General features: G+C 57.6%; 17 protein-coding genes. 7 read left to right on the plus strand and 10 right to left on the minus strand.

Features of this window, described 5'->3' with window-relative positions; translation table 11 throughout:
- Positions 1–2: 2 nt before the first annotated feature.
- Positions 3–824 (plus strand): serine O-acetyltransferase, encoded by an 822-nt coding sequence (cysE, locus tag ACOKCT_RS18605; RefSeq protein ID WP_103177740.1) that lies wholly within the window; start codon positions 3–5, stop codon positions 822–824.
- Positions 825–863: 39 nt separating this feature from the next.
- Here the strand turns inward: cysE and trmL are convergent, their stop codons facing one another.
- The 8 genes from trmL to ACOKCT_RS18645 all read right to left on the minus strand — a co-directional run bounded on the left by trmL (position 864) and on the right by ACOKCT_RS18645 (position 9,480).
- On the minus strand, positions 864–1,337 hold the full coding sequence (gene trmL / locus ACOKCT_RS18610) for a tRNA (uridine(34)/cytosine(34)/5-carboxymethylaminomethyluridine(34)-2'-O)-methyltransferase TrmL (protein WP_159340405.1): 474 nt from the start codon (positions 1,335–1,337) through the stop codon (positions 864–866).
- An 86-nt stretch (positions 1,338–1,423) separates the two neighbouring features.
- Positions 1,424–2,611, minus strand: coding sequence for an FMN-dependent L-lactate dehydrogenase LldD (lldD, locus tag ACOKCT_RS18615; RefSeq protein WP_103177742.1), 1,188 nt, complete (start codon positions 2,609–2,611; stop codon positions 1,424–1,426).
- Complete coding sequence (lldR, locus tag ACOKCT_RS18620) at positions 2,611–3,381, minus strand: transcriptional regulator LldR (protein ID WP_114316219.1); 771 nt, start codon at positions 3,379–3,381, stop codon at positions 2,611–2,613. The genes lldD and lldR overlap by 1 nt, the downstream gene beginning before the upstream one ends.
- Entirely contained in the window at positions 3,378–5,033 is a 1,656-nt protein-coding gene (gene lldP, locus ACOKCT_RS18625; RefSeq protein ID WP_103177744.1) for an L-lactate permease, read from the minus strand. The genes lldR and lldP overlap by 4 nt, the downstream gene beginning before the upstream one ends.
- A gap of 271 nt (positions 5,034–5,304) precedes the next feature.
- Complete coding sequence (locus tag ACOKCT_RS18630) at positions 5,305–5,667, minus strand: YibL family ribosome-associated protein (RefSeq protein ID WP_103177745.1); 363 nt, start codon at positions 5,665–5,667, stop codon at positions 5,305–5,307.
- A gap of 59 nt (positions 5,668–5,726) precedes the next feature.
- On the minus strand, positions 5,727–6,317 hold the full coding sequence (gene mtlR / locus ACOKCT_RS18635) for a mannitol operon repressor MtlR (RefSeq protein ID WP_420193763.1): 591 nt from the start codon (positions 6,315–6,317) through the stop codon (positions 5,727–5,729).
- Positions 6,314–7,477 (minus strand): mannitol-1-phosphate 5-dehydrogenase, encoded by a 1,164-nt coding sequence (gene mtlD, locus ACOKCT_RS18640; protein ID WP_420193764.1) that lies wholly within the window; start codon positions 7,475–7,477, stop codon positions 6,314–6,316. The genes mtlR and mtlD overlap by 4 nt, the downstream gene beginning before the upstream one ends.
- A 95-nt stretch (positions 7,478–7,572) precedes the next feature.
- Entirely contained in the window at positions 7,573–9,480 is a 1,908-nt protein-coding gene (locus tag ACOKCT_RS18645) for a PTS mannitol transporter subunit IICBA (protein ID WP_103177748.1), read from the minus strand.
- 658 nt (positions 9,481–10,138) lie between these two features.
- On the opposite strand from ACOKCT_RS18645, the gene ACOKCT_RS18650 reads away from it, so the two are divergent.
- From ACOKCT_RS18650 to selB, 5 genes are all read left to right on the plus strand, one after another.
- On the plus strand, positions 10,139–10,495 hold the full coding sequence (locus ACOKCT_RS18650; RefSeq protein ID WP_103177749.1) for a DUF3302 domain-containing protein: 357 nt from the start codon (positions 10,139–10,141) through the stop codon (positions 10,493–10,495).
- Between the two features lie 2 nt (positions 10,496–10,497).
- Positions 10,498–11,634 carry an HlyD family secretion protein gene (locus tag ACOKCT_RS18655; protein WP_420193765.1) on the plus strand — a complete coding sequence of 379 codons (1,137 nt, stop codon included), beginning with the start codon at positions 10,498–10,500 and terminating at the stop codon, positions 11,632–11,634.
- Between the two features lie 93 nt (positions 11,635–11,727).
- Positions 11,728–12,336, plus strand: coding sequence for a glutathione S-transferase (locus tag ACOKCT_RS18660; RefSeq protein WP_103177751.1), 609 nt, complete (start codon positions 11,728–11,730; stop codon positions 12,334–12,336).
- Between the two features lie 103 nt (positions 12,337–12,439).
- Positions 12,440–13,825 (plus strand): L-seryl-tRNA(Sec) selenium transferase, encoded by a 1,386-nt coding sequence (selA, locus tag ACOKCT_RS18665; protein WP_159340403.1) that lies wholly within the window; start codon positions 12,440–12,442, stop codon positions 13,823–13,825.
- A complete protein-coding gene (selB, locus tag ACOKCT_RS18670; RefSeq protein WP_420193766.1) occupies positions 13,822–15,678 on the plus strand; it encodes a selenocysteine-specific translation elongation factor in 1,857 nt (618 codons plus the stop codon). The genes selA and selB overlap by 4 nt, the downstream gene beginning before the upstream one ends.
- Here the strand turns inward: selB and ACOKCT_RS18675 are convergent.
- A complete protein-coding gene (locus ACOKCT_RS18675) occupies positions 15,675–16,562 on the minus strand; it encodes an ROK family protein (RefSeq protein ID WP_103177754.1) in 888 nt (295 codons plus the stop codon). The two genes, selB and ACOKCT_RS18675, sit on opposite strands and share 4 nt — an antisense overlap.
- 166 nt (positions 16,563–16,728) lie before the next feature.
- On the opposite strand from ACOKCT_RS18675, the gene aldB reads away from it, so the two are divergent.
- Entirely contained in the window at positions 16,729–18,267 is a 1,539-nt protein-coding gene (gene aldB / locus ACOKCT_RS18680) for an aldehyde dehydrogenase AldB (RefSeq protein WP_103177755.1), read from the plus strand.
- Here aldB and ACOKCT_RS18685 read toward each other — a convergent pair.
- Positions 18,237–19,226, minus strand: coding sequence for a LysR family transcriptional regulator (locus tag ACOKCT_RS18685; RefSeq protein WP_420193767.1), 990 nt, complete (start codon positions 19,224–19,226; stop codon positions 18,237–18,239). The two genes, aldB and ACOKCT_RS18685, sit on opposite strands and share 31 nt — an antisense overlap.
- Between the last annotated feature and the right edge of the window lie 108 nt (positions 19,227–19,334).

Consider the following 19,334-nt stretch of genomic DNA (forward strand, 5'->3'; position numbering starts at 1 on the left):
CAATGCCGTGTGAAGAACTGGATATCGTCTGGAACAATATTAAAGCCGAAGCCCGGGCTCTGGCTGACTGTGAGCCCATGCTGGCCAGCTTCTACCACGCGACGCTACTCAAGCACGAAAATCTCGGCAGCGCCCTGAGCTATATGCTCGCCAATAAACTGGCTTCACCGATCATGCCGGCAATCGCCATCCGTGAAGTGGTGGAAGAGGCCTACGCGGCTGACCCGGAGATGATCGCCTCCGCCGCCTGCGATATTCAGGCGGTACGCAACCGCGACCCGGCGGTGGACAAATACTCCACGCCATTACTCTATCTGAAAGGTTTCCACGCCCTGCAGTCCTACCGTATCGGCCACTGGTTATGGAACGAAGGTCGCCGCGCGCTGGCCATCTTCCTGCAGAATCAGGTCTCGGTGAGCTTCCAGGTGGATATTCACCCGGCGGCGAAGATTGGCCGCGGCATCATGCTCGACCACGCAACGGGTATTGTGGTGGGTGAAACGGCGGTGATTGAAAACGACGTCTCAATCCTGCAGTCCGTTACCCTGGGCGGGACCGGGAAAACCAGCGGCGACCGTCACCCGAAAATCCGTGAAGGGGTGATGATTGGCGCAGGCGCGAAGATCCTCGGCAATATCGAAGTTGGGCGCGGCGCGAAGATTGGCGCCGGTTCGGTGGTGCTGCAACCTGTCCCGCCGCATACCACCGCGGCTGGCGTTCCGGCGCGTATCGTCGGCAAGCCAGACAGCGACAAGCCAGCGATGGATATGGATCAGTTCTTCAACGGCATCCACCATACCTTTGAGTATGGCGACGGGATTTAACCTGTAGGCCGGGTAAGCGAAGCGCCACCCGGCAAGAAATCAGCTACGTAATATCGCGCCAGGGTATCCCAGCTGGCGCCAGGCTTCATACACCACCACCGACACCGCATTCGACAGGTTCATACTGCGGCTGTCCGGCATCATCGGAATACGAATTTTTTGTTCAGCAGGCAGGGCATCAAGAATGGTGGCCGGCAGGCCGCGCGTTTCCGGGCCAAACAGCAGATAATCCCCTTTCTGATAGCTCACGGCGCTGTGGGCAGGCGTGCCTTTCGTTGTCAGGGCAAAGATCCGCTCCGGCTTTTCCGCGTCCATAAAGGCAGCCAGATCCTGATGGCGCACCACGGCGGTGAATTCGTGGTAATCCAGCCCGGCGCGGCGCAGGCGCTTGTCGTCCCACGTAAAGCCCATTGGCTCGATGATATGCAGACGGAACCCGGTATTGGCGCACAGGCGGATGATGTTGCCGGTATTAGGTGGAATTTCTGGTTCGAATAGAACGATGTTAAGCATGCTGCCCCCTTAAATAGCGCGGGCAGAATATCATCCCCTCTCCCCTTTGGGGAGAGGGTCAGGGTGAGGGATCAGACCGCACTCATCTACGCCGCGTTCCCCTGCGCCAGCGGCGCCAGCCCGGCAGGGAGTTTACTCAACTCCTGCACCAGCATCTCCTTGCTGATTTCCGGGATGGTTTTCGCTCCGGTGAGCGTCATCGCCACCTTCATCTCTTTCTCGATCAGGTTGAGCAGATTGGCAACGCCTGCCTGGCCGTGGGTCGCCAGCGCATACAGATAGGCTCGGCCCAGCAGGACGGTATCGGCCCCGAGGGCAATCATACGCACCACGTCCAGGCCGTTGCGGATGCCGGAGTCCGCCAGAATCGCGATATCGCCCTTAACCGCATCGGCAATGGCGGGCAGGGCGCGGGCCGAGGAGAGCACGCCGTCGAGCTGGCGGCCGCCGTGGTTCGACACCACAATCCCGTCGGCGCCGAAACGGACCGCATCGCGGGCATCTTCCGGATCGAGGATCCCTTTGATCACCATCGGGCCATCCCAGAACTCGCGGATCCACTCCAGGTCTTTCCACGAGATGGACGGATCGAAGTTATTCGCCAGCCAGCCAATGTAATCTTCCAGCCCCGTCGGCTTACCCAGATAGGTGGAGATATTCCCCAGATCGTGCGGGCGGCCGTTGAGCCCCACATCCCACGCCCATTGCGGATGCGTTACCGCCTGCCAGTAGCGGCGCATCGCCGCATTCGCGCCGCTCATTCCGGAGTGAGCATCGCGATAGCGTGCGCCGGGGGTCGGCATGTCCACGGTAAAGACCAGGGTGGAACAGCCTGCCGCCTTCGCCCGCTCCAGCGCATTGCGCATAAAGCCGCGGTCGCGCAGGACGTACAGCTGGAACCACATCGGGCGCTTGATAGTCGGAGCCACCTCTTCAATCGGGCAGACCGAGACGGTTGAAAGCGTAAACGGAATGCCCTTCGCATCCGCGGCGGCGGCGGCCTGCACTTCACCCCGGCGGGCATACATGCCACACAGCCCGACCGGGGCGAGGGCGACCGGCATGGAGAGCGTTTCATTGAACAGCTTCGTCTCAAGGCTCAGGTCGGACATATTCTTCAGCACGCGCTGGCGCAGGGCCACTTCCGACAGGTCTTCCACGTTGCGACGCAGGGTGTACTCGGAATAGGCCCCTCCATCGATATAGTGAAACAGGAACGGTGGCAGGATGCGCTGGGCGGCGGCGCGATAGTCACTGGCTGCGGAAATGATCATCAGTTCTTCTCCCTGGAAATAACGGTATCGCCCGGTAGGCGGGTAATACGCGCCTGCCGGGCCTGATCTTCATCAAATTGTTTAATGGTGGTATGGACAAAGCCCAGATGCGCCATCATCGCTGCGCGTGCGGCTTCGGCATCACCTGCCAGAATGGCGTTGAGGACCGCTTCGTGCTGCTCGGTCAGCCGGGCAAAAACCGGCGGCACCAGATACATGCGCTGGCGACTCTGCTTTACGGACGATTGCAGCAGGTCGAAGAAGCCGCGCATGGTCTGGAGCAACACGACATTGTGTGAGGCCTCGGCAATGGCCAGATGAAACCGGACGTCCGCCTGCGAGGCGATATCCGGATCGCTGCTTTGGGTGGCCTCGAAGCAGGCTTTGAGCTTCTCTTTATCCGCTTCGGTTGCCCGCATAGCCGCATGCCAGGCGGTGCTGGTTTCTATGGCGTGACGGGCTTCGAGGATGTCAAAGCTGTAGTCCGGGTCGTTCTCCATCAGAGTTTTCAATGGCTGAACAATGTTCTGCCCGGACCAGTCATCGTCCTGCCAGCGCACAAAGGTGCCGCCACCGCGACGGCTCACCAGCACCCCTTCGCTGACCAGGGTCGCCAGGGCTTCGCGCAGCGAGTTACGCGATACGCCAAGCCGGGCGGCAAGCTGGCGTTCGGCGGGCAACTTCATGCCCGCTTCCAGCTGCATCTCTTCAATCAGCGCCCGCACGCGAGTAGCAATCTCGTCGGACAGGCGTCTGGGCATCACTATCATGGGATCATCCAGGTTAAGACATAGGCCTGCAGGGTGGTGATGACCCCGACCATGCAGGTAAATATCAGGCTGTGTTTAACGGTAAAGCGGAACAGGTCGGACTCTTTCCCCACCAGGCCTACCGCCGCACAGGCAATGGCGATGGACTGCGGGGAGATCATCTTGCCGGTGACGCCCCCGGTGGTGTTGGCCGCCACCAGCAGAACATCCGACACGCCAATCTGCTGCGCGGCTGTCGCCTGCAGGGCCGCGAACAGGGCGTTCGATGAAGTATCTGACCCGGTCAGGAAGACCCCCAGCCAGCCGAGGAACGGCGAGAAGAAGGTGAAGGCTGAACCGGTATGGGCCAGCGCCAGGGCCAGCGTTGACGACAGGCCGGAGTAGTTCGAGATAAACGCGAACGCCAGCACCATGCCGATGGAGTAGATCGGCAGCATCAGCTCTTTAAGGGTCGCGGCAAAGGTCTGCACCGCGGCAACAGGCTTCATGCGCAGCCACATCACGGAAAGGAGGGCGGCAAACAGAATGGCGGTACCGGTGGCCGAGAACCAGTCGAACTTGAACACCGCCGCGTACGGCGTGGCGTCATGTACCACCGGCGGCATACGGGCAACCATCTTGTCGAGGAACGGCACGGAGATATTGACCACCATGTCATACAGCGCGCCGTTCGGAGCGAACAGGGCTTTAAACGGCGGGATACTCCACAGCGTCACGGTCGCGGTCAGGAACAGGAACGGCGACCAGGCGCGGACGATTTGTCCTGCGGTATAACCCGTGCGGGCCAGAGTCTGATCCACGTGCGAGGCGCCCATATCGGCAAAGCGGAAGATACGCACCGGCTGCCAGCGTTTCAGGAACAGCGTCAGGCAGACCAGCGAGACCAGGGAAGAGATAATGTCCGGCAGTTCCGGGCCAAGGAAGTTAGAGCTCAGGTACTGGGCGATGGCGAACGAGCCACCCGCGACCATTACCGCAGGCCAGGTCTCTTTAATGCCGCGCCAGCCGTCCATAATCGCCATGATCCAGAACAGCACGATAATGGTCAGGAACGGCAGCTGGCGGCCCACCATCTGGCCGATCTCGAAACTGTCCAGGCCGGTTACCTGCCCGGCCACCAGAATCGGAATGCCCATCGCACCAAACGCCACCGGCGCGGTGTTGACGATCAGGCACAGACCCGCGGCATAGAGCGGATTGAAGCCAAGACCGACCAGCAGGGCGGCGGTGATCGCCACCGGGGCACCAAATCCGGCAGCCCCTTCCAGGAACGCGCCGAAGGAGAAGCCGACAATCAGCATCTGCAGACGCTGGTCCGGGGTGATGGAGAGGATCGACGAGCGGATAATGTCGAACTGCCCGGTCTTCACCGAGATTTTATAGACAAAGACCGCTGCAATGATGATCCAGGCGATGGGCCACAGGCCGTAGAAGAAGCCATATACCACCGAGGCCAGGGCACGATCGACCGGCATTTTGTAGAAGAACAGCGCTACCAGCAGGGCGATGGCAACGGTGTACGTCGCCGCAAGGTAGCCCTTCAGCTTGAGCTTAATCAGCGCGAAGAAGAAGAACAGAATAGGTAGCGAGGCGATCAGGCTAGATAGCCAGATATTTCCTGCCGGATCGTAGTTTTGTTGCCAGAGGCTCATTGCAGGTCTCCCGAGGACCACACCTTCTGTGAGGCGGTGAGTCTGTGCTCATCTCTGCGTCACATTATGTGTAAAAGTGGTCCTGCCAATAGTGTGATGTAGGGTTAATGACAACAAATGGTTAACCAAATGTTATTGTTCGGCAATATGTTTGTGAGCAAAGATTATAGAAATGTGAACCAAGGAAGGGTTGTTCAGTGAATTGGTAGGGCCAATGTGGAGAGGGAAGAACGCGGTAGGCCGGGTAAGCATCGCGCCACCCGGCAAAAAATCAGAACTCGGTCTTACTGAAACCGGTCATCTCTTTCAGACCCATTTCACGACCCAGCTCGGTCATCGGATGGACAACCACCAGGCCGCGCACGCTTTTCTTCAGCTTGCCCATATCGGCCTGCTCTTTCTTGGTGATCGCACGGCGGAACGGCAGCTTAGTGAGCTTTTGCGCCTCTTTGCTCAGCTTCTGGCTGTGCACGCTGCGCAGACGCTCGATCTCAGTTTCCAGCGTCGCTTTCTCTTTTTCTAGTTCGGCGTACTTCTCTGCGGCATCAACCAGAGAGAGGCTGGCCTGCTGGTGGCGGATCAGATCCAGACGATCGCTCAGACGTTTAATTTCACTCTTTTCGACTTCTTTCATAACAAATGGCTCTAAAAACAGGGGGAATTACCACAAAGGATACACGAATGTGCGCAGGCTTACTTCTGAAACGCTTTTTTTAAGCTGATTCGGGAAATCAGCTCGGTCAGGGAGAGTACCATGGTGGAGCGAACAATCTGCTGATAACGCTGTTTCTGCATGGCGTAAAGCTCAGGATCGCTGGTATCAAAATGCGGCGCCGGGGGCAGGGCGGTAACGCAATGCAGCTCGCCCAGCGGACCGAGGATCTCGTCGTCGGTAAACGAATAGTCGTTGCCGTCGTGATTGAGCTCCTCGCGCAACGCCATCAGCAGTTCCGCATCTTCATACTCGTGACGGCTGATGACGCCCAGGCCATAGATCAGTTTCAGACGCACGGATAAATCGCCCAAGGGGCCGTCGCCGTCGAGCAACGGTTCAACTGCGTATTTCACTGCGTAGTCGTCTTTGCGAAACACCTGAAGTACCTGGATATTCACCGCCTCGGTTAATAACTCGACGGCGGATATCAGGAAACTTCGAACGGTTTTGCCAGCATTCAGACGCTCCAGCACACGGTTTTCAAAGGCCTGGGTTTGTTCCATTATTGCCTGCATATCTGACAATCTATCTTCCGGGCGCAGGATGACCTGCGCCAGTTCCTGCATCATTTGGTTGCGTTATAGTCGTTCACCGCCTCCACGACCACGTCGCTGTTGGCATCCAGACCGGATACCTGCGCCAGCGCGGCCTGTGGACCTTTCTCAGCAATCAACTGCGCCAGTTCCTGCGCCTGCGGATCTTCTTCGCTGCGGTAGTGCATCGCGGCAGCAATGCCTTTGACCAGGTTGGCGTGCGGCAGACCATATTCCAGGGTGCCGAGCAGCGGCTTAATCAGGCGATCGCCCGCACTCAGTTTGCGCAGCGGCTGACGGCCAACGCGCTCAACGTCATCTTTCAGATACGGGTTTTCAAAACGACCGAGGATTTTCTGAATGTATGCCGCGTGCTTATCGGCATCAAAACCGTAGCGTTTAATCAATACCGCGCCGCTCTCATCCATTGCACCTTTTACCACGGCGCGGACCTTCTCATCGAGAATGGCGTCACGAATGGTCTGATGACCGGCTAATTTACCGAGGTAGGCGGTTATAGCATGCCCGGTGTTCAGCGTGAAGAGCTTACGTTCGACAAATGCCATCAGGTTATCAGTTAATTCCATGCCAGCAATGTCAGGCAGTGGGCCTTTAAACTGGGTTTTGTCGACGATCCATTCGCTGAAGGTTTCAACGGTCACTTCCAGCGGATCGTGAGTGGCAGAGGCGGACGGTGGCACAATACGGTCTACGGCGGAATCAACAAAGCCAACGTGCTCTTCAAGCCAGGCTTTATCTTCATCGGCTACCGCGGCCATCACGTGGCCTTTCAGCTGGCTGGTGCCACGCACCATGTTTTCACAGGCGATGATGTTCAGCGGGGTGTCGTTACCCTGGGCCTTACGTTTGGCCAGACCTTTCGCCACCGCTGGCGCGATGCGCTCCAGCACCACCGGACCGACGGCGGTCGTCACCAGGTCAACCCCGGCAATCAGATCGATAACGTCGTCGCCAATGCTGCTGACCGCGTTGACGCCGGTCACGGTTTCAACCTGCTCGTTTTCGCCAACCACATGCACCTGATAGCTATGACGTGCATTCAGGGCATCAAGTACCGTCTGATTGACATCGGCGAATGTCAGCGTAATGCCCGCATCTGCCAGCAGTTTGCCGATAAAGCCACGACCGATGTTACCTGCGCCAAAATGTAATGCTTTCATAGTATTAACCTTCATCAATGTTTTTACCCGAGAGGGCTGGGGTGAGGAACCACGCGAATTTCCCCTCACCCTAGCCCTCTCCCCAACGGGGAGAGGGAGGTTTGCTTAACTTACTTGTTCAGCAGCGCCAGAACTTCTTCTACGCTGGTGGTGTTAGCCAGACGTTCGATAACACTCTCATCGTCCAGGGCATTGGTCAGGCTGGTAATCACCTGAATGTGCTCGTTGTTACGGGCCGCGATACCAATTACCAGACGGGCGATGTCATCTTCTTCTTCACCGAAGCGCACGCCTGCCGGGTACTGACAGAACACCACGCCGGTTTTCAGAACGCGATCTTTCGCTTCAACCGTACCGTGCGGTACCGCAATGGATTCGCCCAGGTAGGTCGGGGTCAGTTTTTCACGTTCCAGCATCGCTTCAACATATTCTGGCTGAACGTAGCCGCCTTTCACCAGCTGCTCACCGGCAAAGCGAATCGCTTCTTCTTTATTGCTCGCGGTACGGCCAAGGAAGATGTTCTCTGCACCCAGACGGAACAGGTGGCTGTTGCTCTCGTCAAAGCTGTCCTGCAGGCTGGTACGCACTTTCACTTCGTTTTCTTCGTGACGCTGTGCCGCTACCAGGCGTTCGGTCAGGCTGGTATACAGGCCGCTGTCGAGGAAGTTGGTCAGCGAAATGTGCTGCGCCTGCGGTACCTGGCGCATCGCACGCTCGGTCAGGTCGCGGTGGGTGATGACCAGGTCAACATCCGGCGGCAGGCTGTTAATGGCGCTGTTGGTGACGGAGATCTGAGACAGACCGGCATCCGCCACTTTCTTACGCAGTACGCCTGCACCCATGGCGCTGGAGCCCATACCGGCGTCGCAGGCGACGATGATTTTACGTACGTGGCTCAGGTCGTTAGAGACATCGCCCGCAGCCAGCGGCGTTGCGCCTTTAGACTGGGCTTTCATGTCCTGCATACGACGGGTTGCCGCTTCGATATCGTCCTCTTCTTTCACCTTGCTGGTTTTCAGCAGGATAGACGCCACGATGAAGGAGACTGCCATAGCTGCAAAGATTGCCGCGAGGTTAGCGAAGTAAGCACCTTTCGGGGTCATCGCCAGTACTGCCAGGATAGAACCCGGAGAGGCCGGAGAAACCAGACCGCCACCCAGCACGCTCAGGGTGAACACACCGGTCATACCGCCGAGGATAACGGCGAGGATCAGACGTGGGTTCATCAGCACGTACGGGAAGTAAATTTCGTGGATACCACCCAGGAAGTGGATGATTGCCGCACCGCCCGCAGACTGTTTCGCACTGCCGCGACCGAAGAAGATGTACGCCAGCAGGATGCCCATACCTGGACCCGGGTTCGCTTCAATCAGGAAGAAGATAGACTTGCCGAGATCGTGAGACTGCTGAATACCCAGCGGTGAGAAGATACCGTGGTTGATGGCGTTGTTAAGGAACAGAATTTTCGCCGGTTCAACAAAGATGGACGCCAGCGGCAGCATGTCGTGGGCAACCATGAAGTTAACGCCCGCCGCCAGCAGTTTGGAAAGTACTTCAACTGCAGGGCCAATGCCGAGGAACGCCAGAATCGCCAGGATCATACCGATGATGCCGGCAGAGAAGTTGTTCACCAGCATTTCGAAGCCGGATTTGATCTTGCCATCAACCCAGACGTCAAATTTCTTAATTGCCCAGCCGCCCAGTGGACCGGCAATCATTGCGCCGAGGAACATCGGCATATCCGCACCGACAATAACACCCATGGTGGTGATAGCACCGACCACGCCGCCACGGTCACCGCCAACCAGACGACCACCGGTATAACCGATGAGCAGCGGCAGTAGATAGGTGATCATTGGGCCTACAAGTTTTGCCAGCGTTTCGTTAGGCAACCACCCTGTCGGAATAAATAACGCGGTGATGATACCCCACGCGATAAACGCGCCGATATTTGGCATCACCATGTTGCTGAGGAAACGACCAAAGCTTTGAACTTTGATCTTGAAATCGGATGACATAAAACACCCCTTCTTTTTGTTTACGCAGGCCTTCGGCCCGAGGTTTGTTGTGAATGCGGTGGCAGAGGTAGCCTGCACTGTTCTGATGTCGTGAAATCTGGCACTTAATTGTTTCACTGTCCAGATGGGCAAAATTTATGTGATCTGAATCACGTAAATGTGGGGGGTGTGGTGAGGAATGGCGTGATGAATATCACAAAATTGATGTGTAAAAAAAATACAATGGACGTGAAGGCGACAATATAACCCCTTAAATGTGAAGTAAATCACATTTAGAAGTCGCGAGTTTGTTTCTGGAGTGTGATCAAAACCACAAAAAATTTTTATGCGGATTTCTCTGGATGTGATCGCAGACAACTTCTGCTTTGGCGAACAGCGCCAGGATGTAAGTCAACAACACTTATCGCCAAAATTAAATATCTGTGATGTGGTGTGGCAAAAAGTTATAAGCTAAAGTAATCCATATTGTAAATTTAAGTCTATTATTATTCAGGATATATTTTGTCACGCTTATAAACTTGCATGGAGATATAACGAAAAACCATACTCCCCGGCTCTGAAATATTAATATCACGATCGTGTACTTACCAGTGAATTAATATGCTTGCTTACCATTTAATTACTTAAATGAGTTGTTGATTTATTTAGCGAGGCAAATATGTTTCTCAACTATTTTGCGCTGGGTGTGTTGATTTTTGTTTTCCTGGTTCTTTTCTATGGAATCATCGCTATCCATGACATTCCTTATAATATGGCCAAAAAGCGCAACCATCCTCATGCCGATGCGATCCATACGGCGGGATGGATTAGCCTGTTTACGCTCCATGCCATCTGGCCATTTTTGTGGATTTGGGCCACGCTCTACCAGCCAGAGCGCGGCTGGGGAATGCAGAACCACATTCAGCCCCCGGACCGTAGCCCCGACGTAGATGCGCTGGCGAAGCGCGTAGCCGAGCTGGAACAAAAACTGGCCGCCGTGCCGCCCGTTGCTGACAAGAATACGCCGGAGCGATAATCATGGATCTGTTGATCATATTGACCTATGTCGCGTTTGCATGGGCCATCTTTAAAATATTCCGTATCCCGGTAAACCAGTGGACGCTGGCGACCGCAACGTTAGGCGGCGTATTTATCGTGGCCGGCCTTATTTTATTAATGAACTATAACCACCCCTATACGTTTACGGCGCAGAAAGCGGTTATCTCAATTCCGATTACGCCGCAGGTTACAGGGGTAGTAACTGAAGTGACTGATAAAAATAACCAGCTCATTAAAAAGGGCGAAGTGTTATTTAAAATCGACCCGGGCAGGTATAAAGCGCGCGTCGATCGGCTCCAGGCCGACCTGGTGACGGCGACACACAATATTGATGTTCTGAAAGCCCAGCTTACGGAAGCACAATCGAATACCAACCGCGTCTCCGCCGAGCGTGACCGTCTGTTCAAAGACTATCAGCGTTATGTGAAAGGCAGCCGGGCGAAGGTGAATCCGTTCTCTGAAAGCGACATCGACAACGCGCGGCAAAACTACCTGGCGCAGGACGCCATGGTGAAGGCGTCGGTGGCGGAACAGGTGCAGATCCAGAGCCAGTTAGAAAGCATGTCTAACGGCGAACAGTCGCAAATCGCCTCTCTGCGCGCCCAACTGGCCGAAGCCACCTACAACCTGGACCAGACCATCATCCGGGCGCCGAGCAACGGCTACATCACCCAGGTGCTGATTCGTCCGGGGACCTATGCGGCTTCACTGCCGCTGCGTCCGGTGATGGTGTTCATTCCTGAGCAGAAACGGCAGATTGTGGCGCAGTTCCGCCAGAACTCGTTGCTGCGTCTGAAACCGGGCGATGAAGCTGAAGTGGTATTCAACGCCCTGCCGGGCCAGGTGTTCTCTGGCAAGCTCACCAGCATTCTGCCGGTGGTGCCGGGCGGTTCTTACCAGGCGCAGGGCTCGCTGCAGTCCCTGACGGTAGTGCCGGGTACCGACGGCGTGCTGGGCACCATTGAACTGGAGCCGAACGCCGACGTGGACGCTCTGCCTGACGGTATCTATGCCCAGGTGGCGGTTTACTCCGATCACTTCTCGCATGTTTCCGTGATGCGTAAGGTCCTGTTGCGTATGACCAGCTGGATGCACTACCTCTATCTCGACCATTAATCCTCTGAAAGGCAGGCATGCGCGATGCATCGCCTGCCTTTTTTCTTTGCCTGAGCCATACTTATGCTTTTGTTGGCGGATAAGGAGCAGGCAATGAAACTCATCGGCAGTTATACCAGTCCCTTTGTACGTAAAATCTCAATTCTCCTGCTGGAGAAAGGCATCACTTTTGAATTTGTTAATGAACAGCCCTATCAGGCTGAAAGCGGTGTCGCGCAGTACAATCCCCTGGGCAAAGTCCCGGCGCTGGTAACCGATGACGGTGAACACTGGTTCGATTCCCCCATCATTGCCAGCTATATCGAACTGCTGGATATCGCCCCGGCGATGATCCCCCGTGAACCGAAAGCGGCGCTGGCTATCCGGCAAATCGAGGCGCTGGCGGATGGGATCATGGATGCGGCGTTAGCCTCCGTGCGTGAACAGGCCCGCCCGGCGGCGCAGCAATCCGAGACCGAGCTGCTGCGCCAGCGCGAGAAAATCGCTCGCAGTCTCGATCATTGTGAGCAGCTGATCCGCGACGGGAAAATTGCCACCGACAGCGTCAATCTGGCGACCATCGCCATCGCCTGCGCCATCGGCTACCTCAATTTCCGCCGGGTTTCACCGGGCTGGTGCGTCGATCGTCCGCAGCTGGTTAAGCTGGCGGAAACCCTCTTCCAGCGCGAAAGTTTCGCCCGTACCGAACCGCCAAAGGCTTGATGTCGTCGATAACACTTCCTTGCCGGACGCGGTACAATCGCTCCTGACATTGACTCCCTCTCCCGTCGGGAGGGGGGAAAATACCTAACCGTCAGGCATATTCATGACTACTCAGCACGCTCTCTACAGCCAACTCCCCGCGACCGATCGTCTGCTTCGCGATGCCCGTCTTACTGCCATTATTGCCCGGTTTGGTCACAGCCGAACGGTGGAGACCTTGCGTCTGTTACAGGACGAAGCCCGCGCCGGGATCCGCGCCGACAACCGCCTGCCTGCCTGGTGCGACGACTGGGCCCAGGAGACCGAAAAGCGGCTGGCGCAGGATGACGCCACGGGCCTGCGCCCGGTCATCAACCTGACGGGCACCGTGCTGCATACCAATCTGGGGCGCGCGCTGCTGGCAGAGGAGGCGGTTGCCGCGGTCACCCAGGCGATGCAGGTGCCAGTGACCCTGGAGTACGATCTCGACGGTGCCGGACGCGGCCACCGCGACCGCGCGCTGGCGGCGCTGCTATGCCAGCTCACCGGGGCGGAAGATGCCTGCATTGTGAATAACAACGCTGCGGCGGTGCTGCTGATGCTGGCCGCGACGGCAAGCGGTAAAGAGGTGGTGGTCTCCCGCGGTGAGCTGGTGGAGATTGGCGGCGCGTTTCGCATCCCGGATGTGATGACCCAGGCCGGGTGCCAGCTTCGCGAGGTGGGCACCACCAACCGTACCCACGACCGGGATTACGCCGCAGCCATCAATGAAAACACCGCTCTGCTGATGAAGGTGCATACCAGTAACTACCACATCGAAGGCTTTACTCATGCCGTCGACGAAGCCGAGCTGGTGCGCATCGGACAGGAGAAAGAGGTGCCGGTGGTCGTCGATCTGGGCAGCGGTTCGCTGGTGGATCTCAGCCGCTATGGCCTGCCGAAAGAGCCGATGCCCCAGGCGCTTATTGCCGCCGGTGTCAGCCTGGTGAGCTTCTCGGGGGATAAGCTGTTAGGCGGTCCGCAGGCGGGGATTATTGTCGGTAAGCGCGAGCTGATTGCCAGATTGCAACAGCATCCACTGAAACGCGCCCTGCGGGCGGATAAAATGACCCTCGCCGCGCTGGAGGCGACCTTGCGCCTCTATCTTCATCCGGAGACGCTGGCCGAACGGCTGCCGACGCTGCGCCTGTTGAGCCGCGATGCCGCCTCCATTCACCGTCAGGGGGAGCGGCTGCTGACAGACATTGCTGCACACTACCCTGACTTCGAGGTGCGGGTGGAAGATTGCCTGTCGCAGCCGGGCAGCGGGTCGCTGCCGGTGGATCGTCTGCCCGGCGCGGCACTGACCTTTACCCCGCGTGACGGGCGCGGCGGCCAGCTGGACGCGCTGGCATTGCGCTGGCGCTCGCTGCCCGTGCCGGTGCTCGGACGGATCAAGGACGGGCGCCTGTGGCTGGATTTACGTTGCCTGGAAGATGAAGCACTGTTTCTGGAGATGTTGTTGAAATGATTATTGCCACTGCCGGTCATGTTGACCATGGCAAAACGACGTTGTTGCAGGCGATCACCGGCGTCAACGCCGACCGACTGCCGGAAGAGAAAAAGCGCGGTATGACCATCGATCTGGGTTATGCCTACTGGCCGCAGCCGGATGGCCGGGTGCTGGGGTTTATTGACGTGCCGGGGCACGAAAAGTTTTTATCCAACATGCTGGCGGGGGTGGGCGGTATCGATCACGCCCTGCTGGTGGTGGCCTGTGATGACGGGGTGATGGCGCAGACGCGCGAGCATCTGCAGATCCTCAGTCTGACCGGCAACCCGCAGCTGACGGTGGCGCTGACCAAAGCCGATCGCGTCGATGAGGAGCGGGTGGAGGCGGTGCGCGAGGAGGTGCTGGCGACCCTGCGCGATTATGGCTTCGCGGATGCCACGCTGTTTGTCACCGTCGCCACCGAAGGGCGGGGAATCGATGCCCTGCGCGATCATCTGCAACAGCTCCCTGAGCGCGCCCATGCTGACCATCACCGTTTTCGGCTGGCTATCGACCGCGCCTTTACCGTGAAAGGGGCGGGGCTGGTGGTGACCGGCACGGCGCTGTCTGGCGAGGTGCGGGTGGGTGACAGCCTGTGGCTGACCGGGGTTAACAAGCCGGTACGTATTCGCGGGTTGCACGCGCAGAATCAGCCTGTCGAACAGGCGCACGCCGGACAGCGTATTGCCCTGAACCTGGTGGGTGATACGGAAAAAGCTGAGCTGAACCGCGGCGACTGGCTGCTGGCCGGGACGCCGCCGGAGCCGGCCACGCGGGTGATTGTCTCCCTGCAGAGCGATGTACCGCTCGCGCAGTGGCAGCCGCTGCATATTCACCATGCCGCCAGCCACGTGACGGCACGTGTCTCGCTGCTGGAGGGGGCGCTGGCGGAGCTGGTCTTTGACACCCCTCTGTGGCTGGCCGACAACGATCGGCTGGTGCTGCGCGATATTTCTGCCCGCGTCACCCTGGCCGGGGCGCGGGTCGTGACGCTTAATCCCCCGCGTCGCGGAAAGCGTAAGCCGGAGTACCTGAACTGGCTGGCGACGCTTGAGACGGCGACGGATGACCGCAGCGCCCTGCTGGCGCACCTGGAGCGTGGGGCGGTGAATCTGGATGACTTTGGCTGGGCACGCCAGCTCAGCGGAGAAGGACTGCGTCAGCTGACGCAGCAGCCGACGTTCATCCAGGCCGGAAACAGTCTGTTAAACACCCCGGTTGCCGCACGCTGGCAGCGTAAAATTCTCGATGTGCTGGCAATCTATCATCAGCAGCATCAGGATGAACCTGGCCCCGGGCGCGAGCGCCTGCGTCGCATGGCGCTGCCGATGGAGGATGAAGCCCTGGTGCTGCTGCTGATCGAGCGGATGCGCGAGAGCGGGGAGCTACACAGCTACCACGGCTGGCTGCATCTGCCGGATCATAAAGCGGGCTTTACCCCGGAGCAGCAGGCCGTCTGGCAAAAAGCGCAGGCGCTGTTCCGCGACGACCCCTGGTGGGTACGCGACCTGGCGCGTGAAACCGCCACTGACGAACAGACCATGCGTCAGGTGCTGAAGCATGCGGCGCAGCAGGGGCTGATCACCGCGATCGTCAAAGACCGTTACTATCGCCACGATCGCATCGTCACCTTTGCGAATCTGATCCGGGCGCTGGATAGCGAGCGCGGCTCCACCTGCGCGGCGGATTTCCGCGATCGGCTGAACGTCGGGCGTAAACTGGCGATCCAGATCCTGGAGTATTTCAACCGCATTGGCTTTACCCGCCGTCGCGGTAACGATCATCTCCTGCGTGACGCGCAGCTCTTTACCGGCGAGTCGCCGCAGCCTTAAGTCTCGCTTCTGGCAAGTTTCTGTTTTGCCAGCCATACGGCTCCCAGCCTGCCCGCCTGGTTACCCAACTGGCAGGGCAGGATGGGCACCTGCAGCGCCTCCCACTCTTCAAAGGTCTGCAGGTGTCTGTCGAGCAGCTTATAAATTTTCTCCTGCTCGCTGATGCCGCCGCCAATCAGCACCACCTGCGGATCAAACATGGAGATGACGCTGTAGACTCCGCGGGCCAGAAACAGGGCCCACTCTTCGACGGCTTCGCGCAGATGCAGGTCGTTCTCCATACGCTCGAACAGCTCTTCGCCTTTCGGCATCTCCTCTTCGGAGACGGCCAGCGCCCGGCGGCAGGTCTCCATCAGCCCTTTGGCCGAGGCGACGATATGCATCCCTTCGCCGTTCTTGCCGACCGGGATCACCCCGAATTCCCCGGCGCGGTGGTGCGAGCCGCGCCAGAGATCGCCCTCCACCACAATGCCGCCGCCGATCCCGGTACCGAGCGTAATGCAGACAAAGTTTTCATATTCACGCCCCGCGCCGCGCCAGCGTTCGCCCAGCGCAGCGCAGTTGGCGTCATTCTCGGCGATAACCGGCAGGTCCGTCAGCTCTGAGAAAAGCGCATACAGGTTGACGTTGTCCAGATAGTCGAGCGCGCCCGCCTTTGCGGCTTCGCCGGTATGGGTATTGATGTGGCCAGGAAAACTCACGCCGATAGCCGCGATCTCGTGTTCATTCTGGTAAGCCTCGACCACCTCGCGCCACTGTTGCTTAAAGCTCTCCTCATCCTCTGGGGTATCAAACTGATCGGTGGCGATTTCGTTGCCGTTCTCGTCGATCACGCCGTGTTTAATGTGGGTTCCGCCCACGTCAAAGCCGATAAAAAGCCGCATTTATCCTTACCTCCGCCCGGGTTGTGCGCTTTAAGTATGGCTCAGCGCCGAAAACCAAACGTAAAGTAAGGTAATGCGTGAAGGGGCTCGCAAAGCAGGCGACGACTGGCGATGTTTTCACCGCCGCGGTCTACCTTTGAAAGACACTACACACAAGGAGACAGTCATGACGAATAACCCTCCATCAGCACGTATCCTTCCTGGCGAATATGGTTTTCCTCTCAAACTTAAAGCCCGTTATGACAACTTTATCGGCGGCGACTGGGTTCCTCCGGCCGACGGCGACTATTATCAGAACCTCACCCCGGTGACCGGCCAGCCGCTGTGCGAGATCGCCAGCTCCGGGAAACGCGATATCGACCTGGCGCTGGATGCCGCCCATAAAGCGAAAGAGAAGTGGGCGCACACCTCGGTACAGGATCGCGCGGCGATCCTGTTCAAAATCGCCGATCGTATGGAGCAGAATCTGGAGCTTTTAGCCACGGCGGAAACCTGGGACAACGGTAAACCGATCCGCGAAACCATGGCCGCCGACGTGCCGCTGGCTATCGACCATTTCCGCTACTTCGCCTCCTGTATTCGTGCGCAGGAAGGGGGGATCAGCGAGGTGGACAAAGATACCGTGGCCTATCACTTCCATGAGCCGCTGGGTGTGGTCGGACAGATCATTCCGTGGAACTTCCCGCTGTTGATGGCCGCCTGGAAAATGGCGCCCGCGCTGGCGGCAGGCAACTGTGTGGTACTGAAACCGGCGCGCTTAACCCCGCTGTCGATCCTGCTGCTGATGGAAGTGGTGGGCGACCTGCTCCCGCCGGGTGTCGTGAACGTGGTCAACGGCGCGGGCGGGGAGATTGGTGAATATCTGGCGACCTCCAAACGGATCGCCAAGGTGGCCTTTACCGGCTCCACCGAAGTGGGCCAGCAGATCATGCAGTACGCCACCCAGAACATCATCCCGGTCACGCTGGAGCTGGGCGGAAAATCCCCGAACATCTTCTTCGCCGATGTGATGGATGAAGAGGATGCCTTCTTTGACAAGGCGCTGGAAGGATTTGCGCTTTTTGCCTTCAACCAGGGTGAAGTCTGTACCTGTCCAAGCCGGGCGCTGGTGCAGGAGTCCATTTACGAACGCTTTATGGAGCGCGCCATCCGCCGCGTGGAGTCGATCCGCAGCGGTAACCCGCTGGACAACGGTACCCAGATGGGGGCCCAGGTCTCGCACGGACAGCTGGAGACGATCCTCAACTACATTGATATCGGTAAGAAAGAGGGGGCGGATATCTTAACCGGCGGGCGGCGCAAGATGCTGGACGGGGAGCTGAAAGAGGGTTACTACCTTGAGCCGACCATCCTGTCCGGTAAAAACAACATGCGCGTCTTCCAGGAGGAGATCTTTGGCCCGGTGCTGGCGGTGACTACCTTCAAAACCATGGAGGAGGCGCTGGAGCTGGCCAACGATACCCAGTATGGCCTGGGCGCAGGCGTCTGGAGCCGCAACGGCAATCTGGCCTATCAGATGGGCCGCGGGATCCAGGCCGGACGCGTATGGACCAACTGCTATCACGCTTACCCGGCCCATGCCGCGTTTGGCGGATATAAACAGTCAGGTATTGGCCGCGAAACGCACAAGATGATGCTGGAACATTACCAGCAGACCAAGTGCCTACTGGTGAGCTACTCCGACAAGCCGCTCGGGCTGTTCTGACCCTTCAGCGCAGGTCGCCGCTGGGTGGCCTGCGCTATCTGCTTACGCAGGGTATTCAGCACGCCGTCGAGTACATACTGCACCCGCCACGGTTGATAGTCACGTTTACGGAAGATAGCCACCAGATCCAGCCACCACTCCTCCTGATGCGCGAAGCAGGGCACCAGAACACCCTGTTCGATCTCTTTCTGCAGGCTCTGTTTGGGCGCAAAAACGATCCCCAGATGATTGCGCGCCAGCTCCAGCGCCGTCTGGGTGTTGTCGCAAATATAGTTCCCGGTGACTTTATAGTCATGTATCTGATTGCTGTGATTCGCGCGGAAACGCCAGATGTTGGCATCGTCGATAACCATTGAATCAATAAGAATGCAGGAGTGGTTAATTAAATCCTCAGGATAACTAATAGGATGCTTTTTAATATATTCCGGGGTGGCGAAAGCGGTAACCGAATATTTGGTTAAGGTCGTGGCGACCAGACTTTCATCTTTGGGTTGGGCATAGGTAATTAAAATATCACAATCGTCGGGGAACACGACGCCTTCGAGAAACTCGCTGCCATTCAGGTTATAGGTTTTCAGGCTAATGTGAATATCGCCAATATTGTCGATCTCATGAATCACATGGCGGGCCAGCCAGGTAATGATACCCGTTGGCCCGTAAATAGTCACTTTACCGCGTTTTTCATGCTTATAATCTGCAATAAAATTAACCAGTTGTTCGTTCTTTTCCAGCGAAGCGTTGATAAAGGGCAGCAGCGACTGGCCAAACTGGGTCAGCGCCAGGTGACGGGTGGTGCGCTCGAAAATCTTCAGCCCGACGCGAGTTTCGAAATCCGAGAGATATTTACTGACGTTGGCCTGGGCCATACCCAACAACGCGGCAGCATCTCCAATGCTGTGAGTGGCGGCAATGACGGAAATAATTTTTAATTCGCGCGGTTTGATTTGCAGCTTGTGCATTGCCTGATGCTCATCTATATGAATTTATATATAATATTATACAAATATCAAAATTGCATTGCGATTTTTGTAACCATTATTATGCGCCGGGTCGCAGGAAATTTAATG

Origin of the sequence: Leclercia sp. M-A074-M (assembly GCF_965195605.1) — a bacterium.
Lineage (GTDB): Bacteria > Pseudomonadota > Gammaproteobacteria > Enterobacterales > Enterobacteriaceae > Enterobacter.